27 protein-coding genes and 1 pseudogene are annotated in these 20,054 nt (G+C 44.9%); 9 read left to right on the plus strand and 19 right to left on the minus strand.

Translation table 11 applies throughout. The features are described 5' to 3' along the window. Window positions 1-3: 3 nt before the first annotated feature. The 7 genes from A1WG_RS01510 to A1WG_RS01480 all read right to left on the minus strand — a co-directional run bounded on the left by A1WG_RS01510 (window position 4) and on the right by A1WG_RS01480 (window position 4,922). The gene (locus A1WG_RS01510) at window positions 4-213 is read right to left on the minus strand and encodes a hypothetical protein (RefSeq protein WP_000126788.1); all 210 of its coding nucleotides are present in this window, start codon (window positions 211-213) and stop codon (window positions 4-6) included. Beyond that, on the minus strand, window positions 191-1,123 hold the full coding sequence (locus tag A1WG_RS01505) for a GREB1-related protein (protein ID WP_001204028.1): 933 nt from the start codon (window positions 1,121-1,123) through the stop codon (window positions 191-193). The genes A1WG_RS01510 and A1WG_RS01505 overlap by 23 nt, the downstream gene beginning before the upstream one ends. Beyond that, entirely contained in the window at window positions 1,116-1,907 is a 792-nt protein-coding gene (locus tag A1WG_RS01500; protein ID WP_001291093.1) for a ParB/Srx family N-terminal domain-containing protein, read from the minus strand. Before A1WG_RS01500 ends, A1WG_RS01505 begins: the two co-directional genes overlap by 8 nt. Window positions 1,908-2,044: 137 nt before the next feature. Further along, entirely contained in the window at window positions 2,045-3,502 is a 1,458-nt protein-coding gene (gene trkG, locus A1WG_RS01495; RefSeq protein WP_024196611.1) for a Trk system potassium transporter TrkG, read from the minus strand. Window positions 3,503-3,639: 137 nt separating this feature from the next. Then, window positions 3,640-4,104: a lysis protein gene (locus tag A1WG_RS25440; protein ID WP_000092309.1), complete on the minus strand. Its 465-nt coding sequence runs from the start codon at window positions 4,102-4,104 to the stop codon at window positions 3,640-3,642. Then, window positions 4,101-4,577, minus strand: coding sequence for a glycoside hydrolase family 24 protein (locus A1WG_RS01485; RefSeq protein ID WP_001194112.1), 477 nt, complete (start codon window positions 4,575-4,577; stop codon window positions 4,101-4,103). Before A1WG_RS01485 ends, A1WG_RS25440 begins: the two co-directional genes overlap by 4 nt. 3 nt (window positions 4,578-4,580) lie before the next feature. Beyond that, the gene (locus A1WG_RS01480) at window positions 4,581-4,922 is read right to left on the minus strand and encodes a phage holin, lambda family (protein ID WP_000781775.1); all 342 of its coding nucleotides are present in this window, start codon (window positions 4,920-4,922) and stop codon (window positions 4,581-4,583) included. 163 nt (window positions 4,923-5,085) lie between these two features. On the opposite strand from A1WG_RS01480, the gene A1WG_RS0122515 reads away from it, so the two are divergent. After that, entirely contained in the window at window positions 5,086-5,301 is a 216-nt protein-coding gene (locus tag A1WG_RS0122515) for a hypothetical protein (protein WP_152948782.1), read from the plus strand. Here the strand turns inward: A1WG_RS0122515 and A1WG_RS01475 are convergent. From A1WG_RS01475 to ydaS, 11 genes and pseudogenes are all read right to left on the minus strand, one after another. After that, window positions 5,270-5,839, minus strand: a complete 570-nt coding sequence (locus tag A1WG_RS01475; protein ID WP_001208722.1) for a hypothetical protein — start codon at window positions 5,837-5,839, stop codon at window positions 5,270-5,272. The genes A1WG_RS0122515 and A1WG_RS01475 overlap by 32 nt on opposite strands. A 221-nt stretch (window positions 5,840-6,060) precedes the next feature. Continuing rightward, window positions 6,061-6,603: a DUF1133 family protein gene (locus A1WG_RS01470; RefSeq protein ID WP_016242652.1), complete on the minus strand. Its 543-nt coding sequence runs from the start codon at window positions 6,601-6,603 to the stop codon at window positions 6,061-6,063. After that, on the minus strand, window positions 6,600-6,890 hold the full coding sequence (locus tag A1WG_RS01465; RefSeq protein ID WP_000228038.1) for a DUF1364 domain-containing protein: 291 nt from the start codon (window positions 6,888-6,890) through the stop codon (window positions 6,600-6,602). The genes A1WG_RS01470 and A1WG_RS01465 overlap by 4 nt, the downstream gene beginning before the upstream one ends. Beyond that, window positions 6,890-7,489: a DUF1367 family protein gene (locus A1WG_RS01460; protein WP_016242653.1), complete on the minus strand. Its 600-nt coding sequence runs from the start codon at window positions 7,487-7,489 to the stop codon at window positions 6,890-6,892. The genes A1WG_RS01465 and A1WG_RS01460 overlap by 1 nt, the downstream gene beginning before the upstream one ends. Before the next feature lie 463 nt (window positions 7,490-7,952). Beyond that, window positions 7,953-8,060 (minus strand): annotated as a pseudogene (locus A1WG_RS0122520) (Hok/Gef family protein); the annotation flags it as partial. Window positions 8,061-8,177: 117 nt separating this feature from the next. Beyond that, window positions 8,178-10,247, minus strand: coding sequence for a P-loop ATPase, Sll1717 family (locus A1WG_RS01455; protein WP_016242654.1), 2,070 nt, complete (start codon window positions 10,245-10,247; stop codon window positions 8,178-8,180). Window positions 10,248-10,500: 253 nt separating this feature from the next. Continuing rightward, window positions 10,501-11,250, minus strand: a complete 750-nt coding sequence (locus A1WG_RS01450) for a DUF1627 domain-containing protein (RefSeq protein WP_016242655.1) — start codon at window positions 11,248-11,250, stop codon at window positions 10,501-10,503. Window positions 11,251-11,272: 22 nt separating this feature from the next. Further along, on the minus strand, window positions 11,273-12,019 hold the full coding sequence (locus tag A1WG_RS01445; RefSeq protein WP_016242656.1) for an ATP-binding protein: 747 nt from the start codon (window positions 12,017-12,019) through the stop codon (window positions 11,273-11,275). 6 nt (window positions 12,020-12,025) lie between these two features. Then, window positions 12,026-12,883 (minus strand): YdaU family protein, encoded by an 858-nt coding sequence (locus tag A1WG_RS01440; protein WP_000899746.1) that lies wholly within the window; start codon window positions 12,881-12,883, stop codon window positions 12,026-12,028. A gap of 12 nt (window positions 12,884-12,895) precedes the next feature. Then, window positions 12,896-13,318 (minus strand): toxin YdaT family protein, encoded by a 423-nt coding sequence (locus A1WG_RS01435; protein WP_000693797.1) that lies wholly within the window; start codon window positions 13,316-13,318, stop codon window positions 12,896-12,898. A gap of 22 nt (window positions 13,319-13,340) precedes the next feature. Beyond that, entirely contained in the window at window positions 13,341-13,637 is a 297-nt protein-coding gene (gene ydaS, locus A1WG_RS01430) for a toxin YdaS (RefSeq protein WP_000712069.1), read from the minus strand. Window positions 13,638-13,760: 123 nt separating this feature from the next. On the opposite strand from ydaS, the gene racR reads away from it, so the two are divergent. The 3 genes from racR to A1WG_RS22695 all read left to right on the plus strand — a co-directional run bounded on the left by racR (window position 13,761) and on the right by A1WG_RS22695 (window position 14,846). Next, the gene (gene racR, locus A1WG_RS01425) at window positions 13,761-14,237 is read left to right on the plus strand and encodes a DNA-binding transcriptional repressor RacR (protein ID WP_000948460.1); all 477 of its coding nucleotides are present in this window, start codon (window positions 13,761-13,763) and stop codon (window positions 14,235-14,237) included. A 308-nt stretch (window positions 14,238-14,545) separates the two neighbouring features. Beyond that, window positions 14,546-14,680, plus strand: coding sequence for a phage protein (locus A1WG_RS25220; protein WP_000233809.1), 135 nt, complete (start codon window positions 14,546-14,548; stop codon window positions 14,678-14,680). 10 nt (window positions 14,681-14,690) lie between these two features. Continuing rightward, a complete protein-coding gene (locus A1WG_RS22695) occupies window positions 14,691-14,846 on the plus strand; it encodes a YdaF family protein (protein WP_001169151.1) in 156 nt (51 codons plus the stop codon). On the opposite strand, the gene A1WG_RS0122525 is transcribed toward A1WG_RS22695, so the two are convergent. Then, window positions 14,843-15,331 carry a superinfection exclusion B family protein gene (locus A1WG_RS0122525; RefSeq protein ID WP_001312793.1) on the minus strand — a complete coding sequence of 163 codons (489 nt, stop codon included), beginning with the start codon at window positions 15,329-15,331 and terminating at the stop codon, window positions 14,843-14,845. The two genes, A1WG_RS22695 and A1WG_RS0122525, sit on opposite strands and share 4 nt — an antisense overlap. Before the next feature lie 441 nt (window positions 15,332-15,772). On the opposite strand from A1WG_RS0122525, the gene kilR reads away from it, so the two are divergent. From kilR to recT, 5 genes are all read left to right on the plus strand, one after another. Next, window positions 15,773-15,994 carry a killing protein KilR gene (gene kilR, locus A1WG_RS01420; RefSeq protein ID WP_000560223.1) on the plus strand — a complete coding sequence of 74 codons (222 nt, stop codon included), beginning with the start codon at window positions 15,773-15,775 and terminating at the stop codon, window positions 15,992-15,994. Beyond that, entirely contained in the window at window positions 15,994-16,164 is a 171-nt protein-coding gene (locus tag A1WG_RS01415; protein ID WP_001352098.1) for a YdaE family protein, read from the plus strand. The genes kilR and A1WG_RS01415 overlap by 1 nt, the downstream gene beginning before the upstream one ends. Window positions 16,165-16,238: 74 nt before the next feature. Continuing rightward, window positions 16,239-16,514 carry a protein RacC gene (locus tag A1WG_RS01410; RefSeq protein WP_000632297.1) on the plus strand — a complete coding sequence of 92 codons (276 nt, stop codon included), beginning with the start codon at window positions 16,239-16,241 and terminating at the stop codon, window positions 16,512-16,514. Window positions 16,515-16,615: 101 nt separating this feature from the next. Beyond that, window positions 16,616-19,216 (plus strand): exodeoxyribonuclease VIII, encoded by a 2,601-nt coding sequence (recE, locus tag A1WG_RS01405; RefSeq protein ID WP_000105139.1) that lies wholly within the window; start codon window positions 16,616-16,618, stop codon window positions 19,214-19,216. Beyond that, entirely contained in the window at window positions 19,209-20,018 is an 810-nt protein-coding gene (gene recT / locus A1WG_RS01400) for a recombination protein RecT (protein WP_000166319.1), read from the plus strand. Before recE ends, recT begins: the two co-directional genes overlap by 8 nt. The last annotated feature ends 36 nt before the right edge of the window (window positions 20,019-20,054 follow it).

Raw genomic sequence — 20,054 nt, forward strand, 5'->3', positions numbered from 1 at the left:
CAGTTAGTCCTGATTTTTATCCACCCTGAGTAGTTCGCGCAGAGCAAAGGCATCCCCTTTTCTGGCAAGCTTAAACAATGCCGCTCGTAACTCGGCTTCACCTTTCGCTCTGCCCTTACGGATGGCCGCATAAAAATCTGTCATTGCTTCCCGATTTTCTTTCAGTCGGTTCAGATCAACATCCAGAACGTCAGCGATTTGTTGTGCAGTCATCCGGCACGCTGCCAGAGACTCGACTTTCGAATACGGAATCATTTGTCACCCCCATTGATATGCAGGGTGTCTTCTTCCTGTATTTTTCGTGAAGGATTTTTACTGCAGCGTTGTTCCAGGTGACCTGATGGTGAATGCGTTTATGGCTGGCACCCATCAGTGAAATTTTTACGCACGACGGCGCATACATGACGGAGTAAAAACTTTTAACGTAGGTTCCGGAATCCAGATACAGCTCGGTCATTCCGCCGCTGTTTTTCTGCGTCTGTTTCTGCCCTAACTGGACAGCACCGATCGTCATAAACAATTCACCACAGCGACCGAGATTCGTGTACGTATTCACATCCTCGTTAATGCGCCCCATGAATGAGAACGGTCGATCAACCGAACAGATAAAGCTGTTCATTGCCTTGCGTTTCACCCACGAAGCATGGCCGCCATTGTCACCAAGAAAATCCCCGCCCTGCGACATAGCGATGGAAAGAGCAGGTATTGATTCGTAGTACGCCAGCATTTCAGAAAGGATCGCATCCAGTTTCCTTATCGGAAAATAGGCCTGGTCATAGTTGCGATCCACCCGAAACTGGAACTCGTGATAATCATCATCGAGCTGAATGAAGTATTTACACCCGACCAGTTTTGCCAGGTCGAAACAGGCATTACGGGCGTAAAAAATTGAGCGGCGGTCACAGAAATTATCGGCTTCGTCAAAACGACTGGCGATATCGGCTTTGGAAAACACCAGCACCTGTTCACCAAATTCAGCCATGTACTGATGCCGTGTCTTATCTTCATCATCAACAACGATAAAAATTTTCCCGGTATAGCCAGCACGACGCAACGTCCGGTAAGTCAGAACTTTGTCCGGTCGCCCGTGAGTCAGAATAAAGGCGCAAAAATCATCACGCATATTCCTCCTCCTCACCACCATGCATGATCTCCACCATGCGCTGCGTCATCCGGACAAATCCATTTTCAATAGCCTGCTGATAATCAATGATCACCAGCGCCGACTCCTCGAAAAAACACTGAATTTCAGCGGGGGCGTGAGCGTAATAGTCCGCAATTCTGCTGAAATTAAACACCGTGTGACGTTCTGCCGCACACAGGAGGAATTTCTCAATATCAGGCTCAAGGGACGCCGAACGTATCCGGCTGATCAGCTCCTGCGTTTTCGTATCGTCGTACAGTTCACTGATATCCGGTTTACCGCCCGACGGCTCATAAACAGGCGTATCAATTTTCGTCGTATACGGCTCCTCCTCATTTCCTGTACCGGGCAAAACATCCGTCAACAGTTCATCAATTTCTGTCGGGATGAAGCCTGTCAGGGAGACATCAAAATCAGCATTGATTAGGTCCGACAGCTCCATCCGCAACAGATCTTCATCCCAGCCAGCATTCATCGGCAGGCGATTATCTGCCAGGCGGTACGCCTTTTTCTGCTCATCCGTCAGGCCAGACAGAACAATGACCGGAACAGAATCCATTTTGAGCATTTCAGCCGCCATAACACGACCGTGACCCGCAATAATTTCGCCCTTTTCGTCAATCAGCACCGGATTAGTCCAGCCGAATTGCTTAATACTTTCTACCAGTTGTGCCACCTGCTCAGGGCTGTGCGTCCTGGCGTTGTGCGCATACGGTGACAATTCTTGTAATGGGCGATAGACTATCTTTAATTTCTCGCTCATACAGCCTTGCTTTATGAATAAAACGCACCCCAGCAGCCAGTGCTACTGGGGGCGGAGGTGTTGCTGGTAAAGTTAGGTATTGGATCAATGAGTGAGTCAACATAATATTAAACTCACAATTATAAATCAGCCATATATTAGGAGCGCCAAAAAAAACCTGAAAACAATATAATAACAGGATAAATTTCAAGGCGACCAAGAATCATAGCTATGCACATTAAATATTTTGCAATGTCATTAAGCACTCCGAATGACGATGCAGTAGCCCCAAAACCTAATCCCATATTATTAATACATGCAGCCACTGTTGCAAATGATGTAAGAAAATCATATCCCATACCATTTAACACCAGTATAAAAAACACCGTGAAGAGAGTATAAAGAAAAAAGAAACTCCATACAGACCTCATTACACGATCTGTAACTATCTTCCCTCCTACATTTACACTCAACAACGCTCTGGGATGAGAAAGCTGATTTATCTCGTGTTTGCTTTGTTTGAAAAGTATAAGAAATCGAAGTGACTTAATTCCACCACAAGTTGAACCTATACATCCCCCAAAGAAACTTGACAACAGCAAAAACACTATCGTGTGCGTGGGCCAGTTTGCATAATCCTGCGTAGCTAAACCATTATCAGTGAGCATGGAGCTGGCAAGAAAAAACGAATGAATAAAACTTCCATGCAAGTCATACATACCTATATGCCAGACCTGGAAAGAGGTAACAATGATCACCCCTAAGGCTATTAACAGAAAGAAACGAAGTTCAATATCTCTGATTAAAGGTTTTATCGTTTTCCTGCTAATAACAATATACCAAAGAGTGAAGTTGAAAGCCGATAGCAGGGAAAAAGAACCAGCCACCAGCTCAACCAAATAGTTATTAAAATATCCGATACTCTCGCTATGAGTTGAGAAACCACCAAGCGAAACTGTGGAAATCCCGTGACAAATAGCATCAAACAAAGGCATTCCTGCAAGTCTATAACAGACAATACAAGCAATACCTAATAAAGAATAAGTTATCCACAGTGTCCGTGACGTATCGGCCAGGCGGGGAGTGAGTTTGTCATCCTTAAATGGCCCCGGCATTTCTGACTGATAAAGCTTTGCACCACCAATACCCAATAATGGCAATACAGCAACCGCCAGAACAATAACTCCTAAACCACCTATAAAATTTAACTGTGACCGATAGTACAAATATGCCCGAGGTAATGAACTAACATCATCAATTACAGTTGCTCCTGTTGTTGTTATTCCAGAAACCCCTTCAAACAGAGCATCAATGAACGTTAAATTAAGTTCTGAGTCAATCCATAAAGGGAATGCACTAATAACAGAAAACAAAATCCAAAACATTACAATTATAATAAACCCATCACGGGTACGTAATTGAATGCCAGATTTCTTAGTTGTATACCACGCTCCGCCACCAATGCAAAAAAATATAACGAAAGTTGTAAAGAAAACGAACAGGCTTTTTTCTTTATAAAACAATGCTACAACCATTGGTGGCAACATTGAAAGACTATAGAGCCAAACCAGGAACCCACACATATGAGTAACAACTCTTACATGAGATGTATTCATATCTAAATATTCTTTCAATTATAACCACCTTGCTGCAATATTATGATTATACTGTATAAAATTTAACTCCTCTTAGATCTTACTTCACTGTTCCTTATGAAACAATCATCAAAATGAATCATATTGTAGTTAAGATTTTACTTTAAACACTGCTCGGTTATGTATTGCTGAGCACCTTCAAGTTGGGCCTGCATCATTACCAGTCGTTCCCGGAGGGTGAAATAATCCCGTTCAGCGGTGTCTGCCAGTCGGGGGGAGGCTGCATTATCCACGCCGGAGGCGGTGGTGGCTTCACGCACTGACTGACAGACTGCTTTGATGTGCAACCGACGACGACCAGCGGCAACATCATCACGCAGAGCATCATTTTCAGCTTTCGCATCAGCTAACTCCTTCGTGTATTTTGCATCGAGCGCAGCAACATCACGCTGACGCATCTGCATGTCAGTAATTGCCGCGTTCGCCAGCTTCAGTTCTCTGGCATTTTTGTCGCGCTGTTCTTTGTAGGCGATGGCGTTATCACGGTAATGATTAACACCCCATGACAGGCAGACGACGATGCAGATAACCAGAGCGGAGATAATCGCGGTTACTCTGCTCATACCTCAATCTCTCTGACCGTTCCGCCAGCTTCTTTGAATTTTGCAATCAGACTGTCAGCCTTATGCTCGAACTGACCATAACCAGCGCCCGGCAGTGAAGCCCATATATTGCTGCAACGGTCGATAGCCTGACGGATATCACCGCGATCAATCATCGGCAAAGCGCCACGCTCTTTAATCTGCTGCAGCGCTACAGCATCCTGACTTTCTGGAGAAAAATCTTTCAGGCCAAGTTGCTTGCGGTAGGCATCCCACCAGCGTGAAAGAAGCTGGTAACGTCCAGCGGCTGTTGATTTGAGTTTCGGATTTAGCGTGACAAGTTTGCGGGGGTGATCGGAGTAATCAGTGAACAGTTCGCCACCGACAATAACATCATAACCGTGATTTCTGGTTTTCTGCCGTCCGTTATCTGTTCCTTCTGACCATGCCACCATATCAAGGAAAGCTTTACGCTGGGAATTAAGTGTCTGCATTAATTACTCCTTATGGGCACCGAACTTGTTACCGATGACCCTCATTGCCGCACCACGAATAGCATCAACACCAATCAGCCCCACCCCACCACCAATGGCAACAGAAAGTGATTTAGGCCATCCGACATACTCAAGCGCGGATGCAAAGGTCAGCGTCAGAGCACCACAAAGCAGAATCTCAAGCGTTTTTCGTTTCCAGCCGCCGCCACCGCCAAAATAGGCAATGCGCAAACCAGCCATAATAATTGACATAACCACTGCACCCAGCGGCGTATCTCCACGCCACCAACTTTGTAAGAGTTCCAGTAAGTCAGGCCAGGAATGAGGGGCATTGTGCATTTTCATAAGCCTCACCTCCGAGAGTTCGGATGGTGCTAAGTGTAAGATTCAGGCTCTCAGGCTTGCTAACAAGAAGTCGAGGATGTTTCCGGAGCCTAACAACGAAAAAGCCCCGGGACATGCCGGGGCCAGATGGAGTGCCAGATTAAGCTTCTGGCGGTATATACTCGTGTTTGATATCGTTAAATCGCCAAAAGTAACAATTCAAACAAAGAGGATTTTTATGTCTGAAAAAAACAAACCACAAGGTGAAAATAAACCTCAGCAACCCGTGGCACCAAAACCAACTCCAACACAAAGTACTACAGACTTTGCTACACGTCGTGTTTTTGTTGGAGATTCTGCCGACTCAGTCATTGAACATATAAAAAAACAGCCGAGATAAACATCGCCGCTACCGGAGCAAGGATGGTATACATCCTTGCTTTATCGAGACTCGTGCGGATTTTCTCATTTTCCAACAGTAACTCTCTTGCTGTATCACTCAAGTCAACAAGGCGATACCTTCGTATAAGCGGCAATAACTTATCAGGTCCTAAATATCCTGCATCAGCGAATATTTTAAAGCTCGAGGGCTCCATATCCTTATATTTTTCATGATATAGATGATCAGGAGGGGCATTGATCAGGCCCCTAACCTTCACAGATAAACCAGTACATACCAAGTAAATGGCGCACCATGTCCATAGTAATGTAAATGTGGTAATTCCGGCGGTGAGAAAATCGAAATTAGTTTTCTGTGTCAGCAATAAAAAAGATGAACCAATTCCAACAATCTGAATGTTCAGAAGTTTGTATCCATTCTCAACATTGGTTTTGTTAGAAAGATGAATCTCTCGTATCGTCTCTTCCCCTTGTTTTTCAAGATAATCGACGAGCTCATCATCTACTCCTAAAAAATAATCTTTAGGTAGTTCTCTCATCTCACCTCCACATCCTGTACTGAAAACAATTTTACCAGAATGTCTCGATTCTAGGTATTCCGCCAGGAATCGCGCTCCAGAAATGAAACATCAGGTTCGCCAGTACCAGAAACAACAAAACCCGCTCAATGGCGGGTTCTGGTAAAGTTCATGCGCTTGGTTCGCCTCGCGATACAGCTTTGCGAAGCGTAGCAAAATTGAAGCAGTTTACGCGTAAAAAATCAAGCCGTTTTTTGAGCGAATGATTCTCGCATGGGAATGTATAGCGCATACTCAGCAACGGCCAACCAATTAGCAATTCGCTTTTCGCATGTGCTAAAACACCACTCTGGGTGTGCATCATGTAGCAATTCAGCCATTTTACGCTTAGTCATCCCCCGCCCTTCATAGCGTTGCCGGAGAATGCAAATCAATCCTGGATGCTCTGCCAGCACCTCACTTATGACTCTATCAATACATAACGCCTCTGCATCAGTACAATGCGCCAGCCAGGTCTTTTGCTTGCCATTGATCATCTCTCGCAAAAACGCTTCCAGCTCAGGTTTCTCTATTCCCGCTTTTTTCATCCTGCGCAGGGCTTCATTGACGGCTGTTTTCGTCAATTTTTTGGATGCCAGCAACTGGTTAAACATATTTCCCGTCTTACCGCCGCCAATATACGACCAGCGCCCCCACATGCGCAGTTTTCCCTGAATCCAGACACTTTCCAGCGTGGTGAGACGAAGGTGTTCCCCGCTTTTGCCTGTATTTGTTGGGTAAATCATAAATAACCTTCCTTTCTCCAGATTTCTTGTGTGCGAAAAACACCTTCTGCATGCATCAGGCGTAATTCTTCTTTGGTGTAATCGCTGGTTTTTACCCGCCCGTCGATTAAATCGTGGCATGAGCTACAGGCAATCGCTGCCTGCATATCGTGTGGTTTTGTCGCTGTTCCGCACGTCCCCGCCAGCCTGTAATGCGCCAGCACAGATGTTTCGGGATTGTGATTGCAGTAGCCAGGAATTCTGACGGTGCACATCTGCCCCCGCGCCGCTTTACGTAAATCCACCATTACGCAAACTCCAGTAACTGTGCGGCCACATTTTCGACTTCCTCCGGAGAGGAAAATTTACGGAACAGGATCCAGTTCCACAGCACATTCAGTACAGATTTATAAACCTGCTGAAACTCGGTTTCGTCCATGTTCGCAAAAGCGATGGATTTCGCCCGACGCCCATGGCTACCGTCCGGATAAAAATGTTCGGTGTAAAATCCAGCCTGAATGGTTACCCACTCGCGAAAAGCCTCAAACGACTTTAGCAATGCCGTATCCCGGGTTCTGCGTGTCGCAACTGTATTCAGATATTGCTCTGCGGCATCACTCAGGGCTGGCGTGTGTTCCCGACCAACTGATTCGCACAGGTAATCAACGAAACCAGACAGCAGTTCTCGTTCGCGAGGCGTGATCGCTCCACCGACCGGAGTCCAGTAATCGAATCCCAGTTGCAGGAGTTTGAAAAAACGCTTGTGGAATGCGTAGTTACGCACACGCTTAAAGTCTGCGTGTATCCACTCACCTATTTTGATTTGATGCAGAAAATCGCAACTCTCCGGCGTCGCCGGGAGAAGTAAACCAGAAGAAGTTTGTTTGACCAGTTGTATATGCGCCATTTCTCAATCTCTCGATGGCGCAGTGCAGCAGATGCCAGTTGTTCAGGCTGACGTATAAAGTATAAATAAACTGGTTCCAGTGTAAAGCCCCCACCTTAATGGAATAAAAACCAAACAACAGATTGCTGGGATACAAACAACGCTTATTATTAAAAGCGGTTAAACAAATTAAATTTTAATGTTATGCAAATTTGTCAGATCACCATAATATCTCATTTGAAAACCGCTGAAATAACAACCCTATCAGGGTTAATCATATTAAGGTGAGTAAATATGGAAAACAACAAATCTGCACATTACGTTCCTTTTTTATCTGTAATACTTTTTGTTTTATGCTGTGCGTGGGCATTATTTTTATAAAAATATTTACAGATGAAGTAAACCCGCCAATCAGGTTAACTGTGGCTGCGTTGAGGATGCATAATACATCAGAGGTTGCGGGGATTTCTCCCCGCTAGTCCTCTTACTCCCCAAGTTCGTAAGCTGTGAAGACAGCGACCTCCGTCTGGTCGGTTCGGATTCGTACCTCGCAGAGGTCTTTCCTTGCAACCTGCACCGTCATAATAACGGTAAATGTTGAATCGTTCGTAAATTAATCTATACAGATTATTATATAGCTCTCATTACGATTTTGATTACTCTCACTTAAAAATACCGAAAGATACATGATCTTTCGGTAAAGATTGAATTACTTACATTTATTATTTAAATAGACCCTTATGTACTGATCGAGCAGTTTACCTAATTGTTTATTAACTTCGTCATGTTTTTGCGGGCTTCTCATTTTTGACAGATGCCTTTCAAGGAACTTAGAGGGTAACTTCACAACTAATTTATTATGATTATCATAAATTTCTTTTACCCACGTAAGCTCTTTATGTTTTTCTAAATTCTCTGTGTGATCTCTATTTATGATAAAAGCTATCCGCCCATAGTCTTTAAACAAATAGGAATTTACCTGTCTATATTCTGCAGCACCTAATGTTTTATAGTTTTTCACTTCAAAAACAACTTGCCGTGTCTGATAATCTGTCAGAATTCTCTTCCAAACTGGAGTGTCAGCTATATTTGTCGCTATAATATCTCTTTGCTGCAACCCATTTTTATTGGGATGCAACTCAATGTTTGTTAAATTCGTAGCAAATAGTAACTTTATAGTTTTGAGCGCCCATGCTTCAAAATCGACAGCACCTTCAGGTCCTTCAGGTATATTATGTAGTTCTTGGAGCAACGAACCGATTCGTTGTTTCCTCTGCTCTTCGGAAACAGAGCTGACCTCAATATCATATTCATCATGAATATCATCAGCAGCATCGGGAGTCATCTCTGATTCATGAACACTTAATGCTAGCCAGTAGCATGGATGCAATAGCAATTTTGAATCTGGTGTAAATTCTTTTTCAGGTTCCTTACCGTCATGGCAAAATACATATGAAGATGACTGCTGGTTATACAACCCAATAAATCCAACACTGTAAAGTCGTTGAATCACCTGGATTGGCCCTTCAAAAAGAAGTAAATCCTGCATTTTCATCTTGTCAATAACGCCATTGAGATCAAGGGCATATTGTATCTTAGATGACGCTTCAGAAACTCTGTAGTAAGGTTTGCTATTAGCAAATTGTGATGTAAATATATCTAATGCAGGAAATACATTCTCATATTCTTTTAACAAATCATTGAGTCTATTTTGTGAAATAGTATTCGCTGTTGCTTGAATGTCATCAATGACAATACGATTACGATCATGTGTGTTTGCTCGCAAGAATGCATTATTTAACAAAACCAAAATATCTCTTGGCCTATATAGAGTCAGTTTCAATGTTTCTTTAAAACCGGTATTAGACTGTAATTCATTTGCGGTGTAAGCATTCCACACCCTCGTGTTGTTCTCAATGGTTGAGTTAAAAGCGACCCTCATTCTATTGCATACAAGATTAAATAAGTTATATTCATCCCAATGTAATCTCAGTACTTGCCCTTCAATATTTCGAGTAAAATCAGGGTCCATTTTTGATATGGCTCGATGAATATTATCTCTAACAAATGCAAAGGCAATAACCTTTTCATTCATATTTTGTTTTATATCAATCACAGCCTGAATGAAACCATCAACTATTGCAACACCAAGATTATCCGGTGTATAGCCTTCATCAAGCCTATCAGCAAAAATAACAAATTGATTATTTGACTTCGAAATTGCTTCTTCTATCACCTCTTCCAATAAGTCAAGTTCAAATTTATCGGATAGTTCGGCTATTCTTGTAGCTGGTTTTATATTTTTGTTATCATCGAGAATAGCGTTCAATTTTTTTCTTATTTTGCTACTTATATTTTGTCTCTTCGGTCCCCAAGATAATAAATGCGACTCTACACTTTTGTAGTCAAGATCGTTTTTCATCTTGTAATGACTTGCGATCTCAGAAAGCAGCTCCATATAAATAGCATATCGCCATGCTAACTTGCTACCGGCTTTTATATGTAAGTAATTTTCACCAAATAAAGAAATAACATCCCTTAATCCAATAATTTGTTCTTCAACCGGACTAATAGTCATCACATAGGTTTTTGGCTTAGCATGCCAATGTTTGGAAAGCATATGCACCAGAGCACTTTTTCCTGTTCCTCTGCGGCCAACAATGATGCATCGATCGTAGGATTCGAGAAGAGCTTTATAATCAGTTGTTTGCCAAAATGAAGCTTCCAACATCTTTTCGTCATGTTCAGCTCGGATATCCCCAAGAATATTACCTTTCATCCAGATTCCTTTTTAACCCATTGAGGTGACAGCACAAATAGTATCTTAACACCTGATGATTTCATCAGAACCTGATAAATAGACGTGATATAAATATGACTAAGATCACATTTCATGAAAAAATTCAACGAGTTTATATTAACTGCAGCGAATACAAATCACCGCAGTTTTCATTACCCCTATCTGAAGAACTCTGCACAACCGATCATATTGGTCACAACTGCAGCAGGATGACTCATATAATCAGGAGTATTTATTTCTCCATACCTGCTGCAATAACTTTATGGACAATATCCCGGTGCTTGTTCAGCTCCCGCAGCGCGGCGCAGACTCGCTCCCACTTCTGGACATGATTTTTCGCCCGACGCAGTTCACGGTTTGCCATATGCAGCGATGGTAAAATCAGGTTATCCGCTTGCGTTTCAGTAAACGATGGCAACGACTGCACAATGTCCGCCACAGTTTCTGTTTTAATATCTTCCTGTGTTGCAGCTTCCTGTACTGGTAACGCAACACCGGCTAGCTGAGGAAAGGCTTTACCATCTGTTTCCGCTACCGATGCAGCTTTCGGCTCTGCTGGTATATTACCGCCCGGCATGCAGTAACGAAATTTACCGTTCTGATTAACGCGAATCAGACGAGCTTTGCTGATTGCCATTGCCAGCGTTGAAGCCACTTTGCGGGATGTGGTACCGAACAACGTAGCCAGTTCATCCGCAGTTAGTGGACCACGTTGTTCAATCGTCGCAGTTAAATCGCTCTCTGAAATTTTCGCGACTGTTGCCGTGGTAGTTTCTTCCGGCAGTTCTGCCGGCGCTGGCTGTTCCTGCTGAACGTTGTTATCAGCCACACGCCAGGTGTACGCGCTTTTATCAACAAAACCAGCCTTTTTCAGTTCCCATAGTTCGTTCAGCACTTCTTCACGGCTGATATCAAGTCGCGCAGCAAGTTCTATGGATGTGGCTTTTCCCATTGCTTTCAGTGCGTCAAAAACAGTCTCCATTAAATTTTTCTCCCGGTAAAAATTACTTCGCAATTCCTGGCTGGACGACATTCGGACGCCAGCTCTCCCAGTTAAAATTCACCCATCGCCCGCCGTTCATGGTCATGCGATCCATAATCCTCTCGCCGAGCAATGTTTTCATGGCCTCATAATTCAGGTTTGTCAGCATCCCCACGCTGCGCATCGACGCTGTCCGGCGATCAACAATCTGGTGCAGCACCACCTGCTCGTTTTTTGTCTCGCGCTGAATGCCAATTTCATCAAGAACCAGCAGCTCCACTTGGCACAGTTCCCGCAAAAATTTTTCGCCTGATTGCCCGTCGTCATAGCTGGCGTGTAGGGCACTCATGACATCAGCCACGGTAACCACAATCACTGTCTGACCATCTTTCAGCAGGCGATTCCCGATAGCCGCCGCCAGATGGTTTTTTCCGGTACCAGGTTTTCCGCTGAACGCAAAATTTGTACACCCGGTCATCAGTTCATCAGCGATGGATTTCGCCTGACTCAACGCGTATCGCTGCCCTTCGTTCTGCACCTGGTAATTCGAAAACGAGCATTTGCGGTGCAATGGCTGGATGCCAGAGCGATTCAGAATTTTTTCCACCCGCAACTGACGATTCTGACGGTTGATCTCCTCACAACGTTTCTGGCCTTCGGAAAGTTGCCACTCGCGCCACTCCGCTACCGTCTTGAATGGCGCGGTTACATGTGACGGGGCCAGTCTGCGGATACGTTCAAGAACATCGCCTGTCGCAATATTTTTCATGGTCAGTTACCCCCTGAAGCCTGGCGGGATCGCACTATCCGGTAACGAGACGGTGTTAACCTGTCGGAGTAACGTCTCAGGTCGAACACCTTTCGGCGCGAACAAGCCCTGGTATTCATTGGCGATGCTGTGTCGAATCACCTGCTCAGGTGAAAAACCCTGCTGGCGGAATTTTTCCAGCTCCCGTATCGCCCCGTTAGCGCCCTGCTCCGTTCGAATCGGTTTTCGCAATGCCTGGCGAAATTCAACCCACTCACGCCAAAGCGAGACAGAAATCCAGTTCGGCAAAGCAATATCCAGAGGGTCAAACTTTTTGACACCTCGATTCCCCCGGGGGGGATTTAGGGGGGGATCTGTTTTTAGATCTTTATCTGTATCTTTATTAGTTGCCTTTGTGTTGACATCATGTTCAAACACCACTTCAACATCTGTTTGAACACCTGTTAAATTTCTCTCTTGTTTTGTTTGAACATCTGCTTCCTTTCTGCTTCTTCTGGCCTGAACAGATGCTTTTCCTGCGGCTGATTTTTTGGTTAATTTTTCCCTGACTGATGCCAGATCTTCCTCAATCCGAAGATGCACCCATTCCTCGCCGTTATCGCAAAAAAACTCCTGCAAGGATGGTTCAACATCAGCCCATCGCTCGTTAGTCAGACGGGCAATTTTTGCCAGCCTGTTTTTAGGTATTGGCTTTCCTGTTTGCCAGTAATTGAACATCAGCAACAAATACGCACCATGCTCCTCTGCTGACAAATGCATGGTGTCAGCCAGGTAATCAGCTATGTACAGTTGCATGTATGGTAATGCGGCCATAATTGCCCCGTATGATGCTGCCCGGTGGCTTAGAATAAGCACAAACAGCATGGAAACTTTTGCTTAATGAACAATGACAGAATCGTCGGAAGAACCGCCGCCGCTGAAATGCGCTTTCCGGTAAACGGCTTGGACTGCATCATCATGCGCATCAATTGCCGTACTTAACGCTTCCTGCGCCGCCAGTAATGCACGGCGTTCCAGGGTATCGAAGATGCAGAGTCGGTGACGCAGCTCGCGCGGAAGGATTGCCAGAATTGCTGGGATCAGCTTCTGAATTTTTTCTCTTTGCGTTTTCGTTTCACCTTTCAACCAACGGTGATAGATATTCTGCTGATTGTTCCAGTCCTTGCCTGGAACCAGGGGCAATTCGCCGCCCCCCTGGCGCAGATATTCTTCAGTAATTGCATTGGCTACCCATGCCTGCCCTTTTTCGGCTGCTAGGGCAAACAACACTGATTCGATGTGCTCATGCTTGATTTTCATGAATCATTTGCCTCTTGATGTTTCAGGTATGATCAAATGAGGATTTGTTACTGTCATTTAGTTGCTTCACTGACATATTCTGCGAACAACATGCCGAACGTCGTAAATATGACCAGTCAATATCAGGACGAAGTTCTTCGCACAGAACCTCACCTCTTGTTGCACGTTCAATTGCTGGACATCTCTCGGCAGGCAATTGACGTACCCCTTTGATCCATTGATTTACGCTTGGAGGTGATACACCTAAAAGCCTAGCCATTGCTGATTGCCCACCGACAACAGCACAAGCTTGCTTGAATGAATAGTTCTCTTTTTTCATCGAATGAACTCCAAAAACACACAGAAATATTAGGCGACGCCTAACGCAATTGTCAATAGGCTGTGCCTAATGCGGTAAGGGTAGGGATTGCCTAATGTAATGCGCATAGGAGAATATTAAGCAATGCTTAGTGGTAAAGACTTAGGCCGAGCGATAGAGCAGGCCATTAACAAAAAAATCGCATCGGGATCCGTCAAATCAAAGGCGGAGGTCGCACGCCACTTCAAAGTCCAACCACCATCAATTTATGACTGGATTAAGAAAGGCTCTATAAGTAAAGATAAACTTCCAGAATTATGGCGTTTCTTTTCTGATGTTGTTGGTCCAGAGCATTGGGGGCTTAACGAATACCCCATACCAACCCCCACCAATTCAGATACAAAAAGTGAACTTTTAGATATAAACAACCTTTATCGAGCAGCCTCTGATGAAATAAGAGCGATTGTAGCTTTCCTGTTATCTGGAAATGCTACAGAACCAGATTGGGTTGACCACGATGTTCGCGCCTATATAGCAGCGATGGAAATGAAAGTGGGTAAGTATCTGAAAGCTCTAGAATCTGAACGGAAAAGCCAGAACATCACAAAAACTGGAACTTAAACTTATATGGTCTGACGGAAAACTCCTGGATTCCGTTATTTAACCCCCCCATCACTTTCTGCTGTCGCCATCACCTATTAGGTTACGCTCAAAACATTAGGCATAGCCTATTGACAATCAATTAGGCATTACCTATAGTTCCAGCATACCACCCACCCCGCCCCACAGAACGCCGGGCAATACTTCGAGTTACCAGGCAGTGGTAAGGGGTTAAGTAGCCAGCCCGAGGCGTATGAACATGACGGCGGGATTCAAATTTTGCAGTGCAGCAGTTAGTTCCGCCACCCGGCGTTAAGGGGAGAGATAAGATGGTGCATTACGAAGTAGTTCAGTATTTGATGGATTGTTGCGGTATCACTTACAACCAGGCTGTGCAGGCTTTACGCAGCAACGACTGGGATCTCTGGCAGGCAGAAGTCGCTATACGTAGCAACAAGATGTGAGATTCGCAAAATGCAAAAAATCGACCTCGGCAACAACGAATCCCTGGTGTGCGGCGTGTTCCCCAACCAGGATGGAACGTTCACTGCCATGACGTATACCAAAAGCAAAACATTTAAAACCGAAACTGGTGCGCGCCGATGGTTGGAGAAGCACACAGTAAGCTAACGATTAAAACGTCTACTCCTGCTGTTCCAGAATAACTTCATAAAATGGGAGTATTTTTCGGTGACGAGATAATAAGAACAGTTTGCGCTATCACTCTGATGTTGAATGATGCCCTTCCGTTCTAATTTTTTCATAACCGGGTTACGGCAAGGAGAAGTGATAATAAGATTTCCTGTTTTAAGGAAATCTTTAAATACAGCGATTTCTTTCTCAGATAAACGAAGCAATACTCGTTGCTCTGGTAGTAATGAATAATGCTTTTGAATATGTGCTCGCAATCTTGAGAAGGAAATGGCGACCACGAAAGAAAAGGCAAAAACGATAATCTGAAAGAGCCAAGGTATTTCAGTATAAGCATTGAATGCGACAGTAAACTCTTTCGGTATCAGCCAGAGAGTGAGACCAAAAATGATAATCGTATACATAAGTCTTTCGAGTGGCTCGTTAGCAAAAAGTTTCAACAATGGAGTAAATACATCCAACATATCAATAACTCTCAACTGTAAGGGTATTGAAATGTTAACACAAGCTCTCGCTGTAGGGGTATAGCCGAGACCACCGAAGCCCGGAGGTGGTGAAATAAAACCGGGCACAACACGAAGGCGCATTTCCGATATCCATAAAGAGTCGGTCTTGTCTGTTAAATTTAAATGGTGGGAGTGCGCCTCCGGTTGTAAATAACGACATTACTGTGTGTAGTCCTGGCGGCATCAGTTTTTTTCTTGAAGTTCGGCTGATGTCCGCCCTTTTTAAAGTGAATTTTGTGATGCGGTGAATGCGGCTAAGCGCACGTGGCACAGTTAAAAGTCATGTTAGTCCTTATTGGTTTGGGTGGGAAAGCCGACTGTAATTGTTAACTGGTTGCAGTCACCTGGAGGCACCAGGCACCGCATCAACAAAGTTCATTTGTAAAAATGGAGATAATTATGATTGCACATCACTTCGGAACTGATGAAATACCACGTCAGTGTGTGACTCCTGGCGATTATGTTCTTCATGAAGGCCGGACATATATTGCCTCGGCAAACAATATTAAAAAGCGAAAACTATATATTCGTAACCTGACCACAAAAACATGCATTACTGACCGCATGATTAAAGTCTTCCTCGGTCGTGATGGTTTACCTGTAAAGGCGGAGTCATGGTGATGACTAAGAAAATAAAATGTGCTTACCACCTTTGCAAAAAAGACGTTGAAGAAAGCAAAGCTATTGAAAGAATGCTTCACTTCATGCACGGGATTTTATCAAAAGACGAACCGAGAAAATATTGCAGTGAAGCTTGTGCCGAAAAAGACCAGATGGCACATGAACTTTAATTAATTGACTATTCGAAACTGAATTTATGCCAGAAATGGCAGGTATTCGCTCAACCTTAATTAAGGAGAAAAACATGATTACCAATTATGAAGCCACTGTTGTAACTACCGATGACATTGTTCACGAGGTGAATCTGGAAGGAAAGCGCATTGGCTACGTAATTAAAACAGAAAATAAAGAAACCCCATTCACTGTGGTTGATATCGATGGTCCATCAGGCAACGTAAAAACACTTGATGAAGGTGTCAAAAAAATGTGCCTGGTGCATATCGGAAAGAATCTGCCCGCAGAAAAAAAAGCCGAATTTCTGGCAACTCTAATTGCAATGAAATTAAAAGGTGAAATCTGAAAGAAATAGCCTGCGTATGGCGCAGGCTATGAACAGTGTGTATCCGGCAAGATCATTCACTGAACAAAACGAATTTTAATCTGAGTTGAGGTTAAAAAATAATGAGCACAAAACCACTCTTCCTGTTACGGAAAGCGAAAAAATCATCCGGTGAACCTGACGTCGTCCTGTGGGCAAGCAACGATTTTGAATCGACCTGTGCCACTCTGGACTACCTGATCGTTAAGTCAGGTAAAAAACTGAGCAGCTATTTTAAAGCTGTTGCCACGAATTTTCCTGTCGTTAATGACCTGCCCGCTGAAGGTGAGATCGATTTTACCTGGAGTGAACGCTATCAACTCAGCAAAGACTCCATGACATGGGAACTAAAACCGGGAGCAGCACCAGACAACGCTCACTATCAAGGCAATACCAACGTCAACGGCGAAGACATGACTGAGATTGAGGAGAATATGCTACTCCCAATTTCTGGCCAGGAACTGCCCATTCGTTGGCTTGCTCAACACGGCAGCGAAAAACCGGTAACGCACGTTTCACGCGACGGACTCCAGGCATTACACATTGCTCGGGCTGAAGAACTACCGGCTGTTACTGCCCTGGCTGTTTCCCACAAAACCAGCCTGCTCGACCCGCTGGAAATTCGCGAACTCCACAAACTGGTTCGTGACACTGACAAAGTTTTCCCTAATCCTGGTAATTCAAACCTGGGACTGATAACTGCTTTTTTCGAAGCATACCTGAACGCTGACTACACCGATCGAGGACTGCTGACAAAAGAGTGGATGAAGGGTAATCGTGTTTCACACATCACTCGCACGGCTTCCGGTGCTAATGCTGGCGGCGGAAACCTCACCGATCGCGGCGAAGGTTTCGTACACGATCTGACGTCACTGGCGCGCGACGTAGCCACTGGCGTACTGGCCCGTTCAATGGATCTGGACATCTATAACCTTCATCCGGCACACGCTAAACGCATTGAGGAAATTATCGCTGAAAATAAACCGCCCTTTTCTGTTTTCCGCGACAAATTCATCACCATGCCTGGCGGGCTGGATTATTCCCGCGCCATCGTGGTTGCGTCCGTAAAAGAAGCACCAATTGGGATCGAGGTCATCCCCGCGCACGTCACTGAATATCTGAACAAAGTACTGACTGAAACCGATCATGCCAACCCTGATCCGGAAATCGTGGATATTGCCTGCGGTCGCTCCTCTGCCCCGATGCCGCAGCGAGTAACAGAAGAAGGAAAACAGGATGATGAAGAAAAACCGCAACCATCTGGAACAACGGCAGTTGAACAGGGAGAGGCTGAAACAATGGAACCGGACGCAACTGAACATCATCAGGACACGCAGCCGCTGGATGCTCAGTCACAGGTAAATTCTGTTGATGCGAAATATCAGGAACTGCGGGCAGAACTCCATGAAGCCCGGAAAAACATTCCATCAAAAAATCCTGTCGATGCCGATAAATTGCTTGCTGCATCACGTGGTGAATTTGTTGACGGAATTAGCGACCCGAACGATCCGAAATGGGTAAAGGGGATCCAGACTCGCGATTGTGTGTACCAGAACCAGCCAGAAACGGAAAAAACCAGCCCAGATATGAATCAACCTGAGCCAGTAGTGCAACAGGAACCGGAAATAGCCTGCAATGCCTGCGGCCAGACTGGCGGGGATAACTGCCCTGACTGTGGTGCGGTGATGGGCGACGCAACATACCAGGAAACATTCGATGAAGAGAGTCAGGTTGAAGCTAAGGAAAATGATCCGGAGGAAATGGAAGGCGCTGAACATCCGCACAATGAGAATGCTGGCAGCGATCCGCATCGCGATTGCAGTGATGAAACTGGCGAAGTCGCAGATCCCGTAATCGTAGAAGACATAGAGCCAGGTATTTATTACGGAATTTCGAATGAGAATTACCACGCGGGTCCCGGTATCAGTAAGTCTCAGCTCGATGACATTGCTGATACTCCGGCACTATATTTGTGGCGTAAAAATGCCCCCGTGGACACCACAAAGACAAAAACGCTCGATTTAGGAACTGCTTTCCACTGCCGGGTACTTGAACCGGAAGAATTCAGTAACCGCTTTATCGTAGCACCTGAATTTAACCGCCGTACAAACGCCGGAAAAGAAGAAGAGAAAGCGTTTCTGATGGAATGCGCAAGCACAGGAAAAACGGTTATCACTGCGGAAGAAGGCCGGAAAATTGAACTCATGTATCAAAGCGTTATGGCTTTGCCGCTGGGGCAATGGCTTGTTGAAAGCGCCGGACACGCTGAATCATCAATTTACTGGGAAGATCCTGAAACAGGAATTTTGTGTCGGTGCCGTCCGGACAAAATTATCCCTGAATTTCACTGGATCATGGACGTGAAAACTACGGCGGATATTCAACGATTCAAAACCGCTTATTACGACTACCGCTATCACGTTCAGGATGCATTCTACAGTGACGGTTATGAAGCACAGTTTGGAGTGCAGCCAACTTTCGTTTTTCTGGTTGCCAGCACAACTATTGAATGCGGACGTTATCCGGTTGAAATTTTCATGATGGGCGAAGAAGCAAAACTGGCAGGTCAACAGGAATATCACCGCAATCTGCGAACCCTGTCTGACTGCCTGAATACCGATGAATGGCCAGCTATTAAGACATTATCACTGCCCCGCTGGGCTAAGGAATATGCAAATGACTAAGCAACCACCAATCGCAAAAGCCGATCTGCAAAAAACTCAGGGAAACCGTGCACCAGCAGCAGTTAAAAATAGCGACGTGATTAGTTTTATTAACCAGCCATCAATGAAAGAGCAACTGGCAGCAGCTCTTCCACGCCATATGACGGCTGAACGTATGATCCGTATCGCCACCACAGAAATTCGTAAAGTTCCGGCGTTAGGAAACTGTGACACTATGAGTTTTGTCAGTGCGATCGTACAGTGTTCACAGCTCGGACTTGAGCCAGGTAGCGCCCTCGGTCATGCATATTTACTGCCTTTTGGTAATAAAAACGAAAAGAGCGGTAAAAAGAACGTTCAGCTAATCATTGGCTATCGCGGCATGATTGATCTGGCTCGCCGTTCTGGTCAAATCGCCAGCCTGTCAGCCCGTGTTGTCCGTGAAGGTGACGAGTTTAGCTTCGAATTTGGCCTTGATGAAAAGTTAATACACCGCCCGGGAGAAAACGAAGATGCCCCGGTTACCCACGTCTATGCTGTCGCAAGACTGAAAGACGGAGGTACTCAGTTTGAAGTTATGACGCGCAAACAGATTGAGCTGGTGCGCAGCCTGAGTAAAGCTGGTAATAACGGGCCGTGGGTAACTCACTGGGAAGAAATGGCAAAGAAAACGGCTATTCGTCGCCTGTTCAAATATCTGCCCGTATCAATTGAGATCCAGCGTGCAGTATCAATGGATGAAAAGGAACCACTGACAATCGATCCTGCAGATTCCTCTGTATTAACCGGGGAATACAGTGTAATCGATAATTCAGAGGAATAATTCAGCCTGCCGGTGTAATGCACCGCCAACTTGAAA

It is taken from the genome of Escherichia sp. KTE96, from assembly GCF_000408525.1.
In the GTDB taxonomy this organism is placed as follows: domain Bacteria; phylum Pseudomonadota; class Gammaproteobacteria; order Enterobacterales; family Enterobacteriaceae; genus Escherichia; species Escherichia marmotae.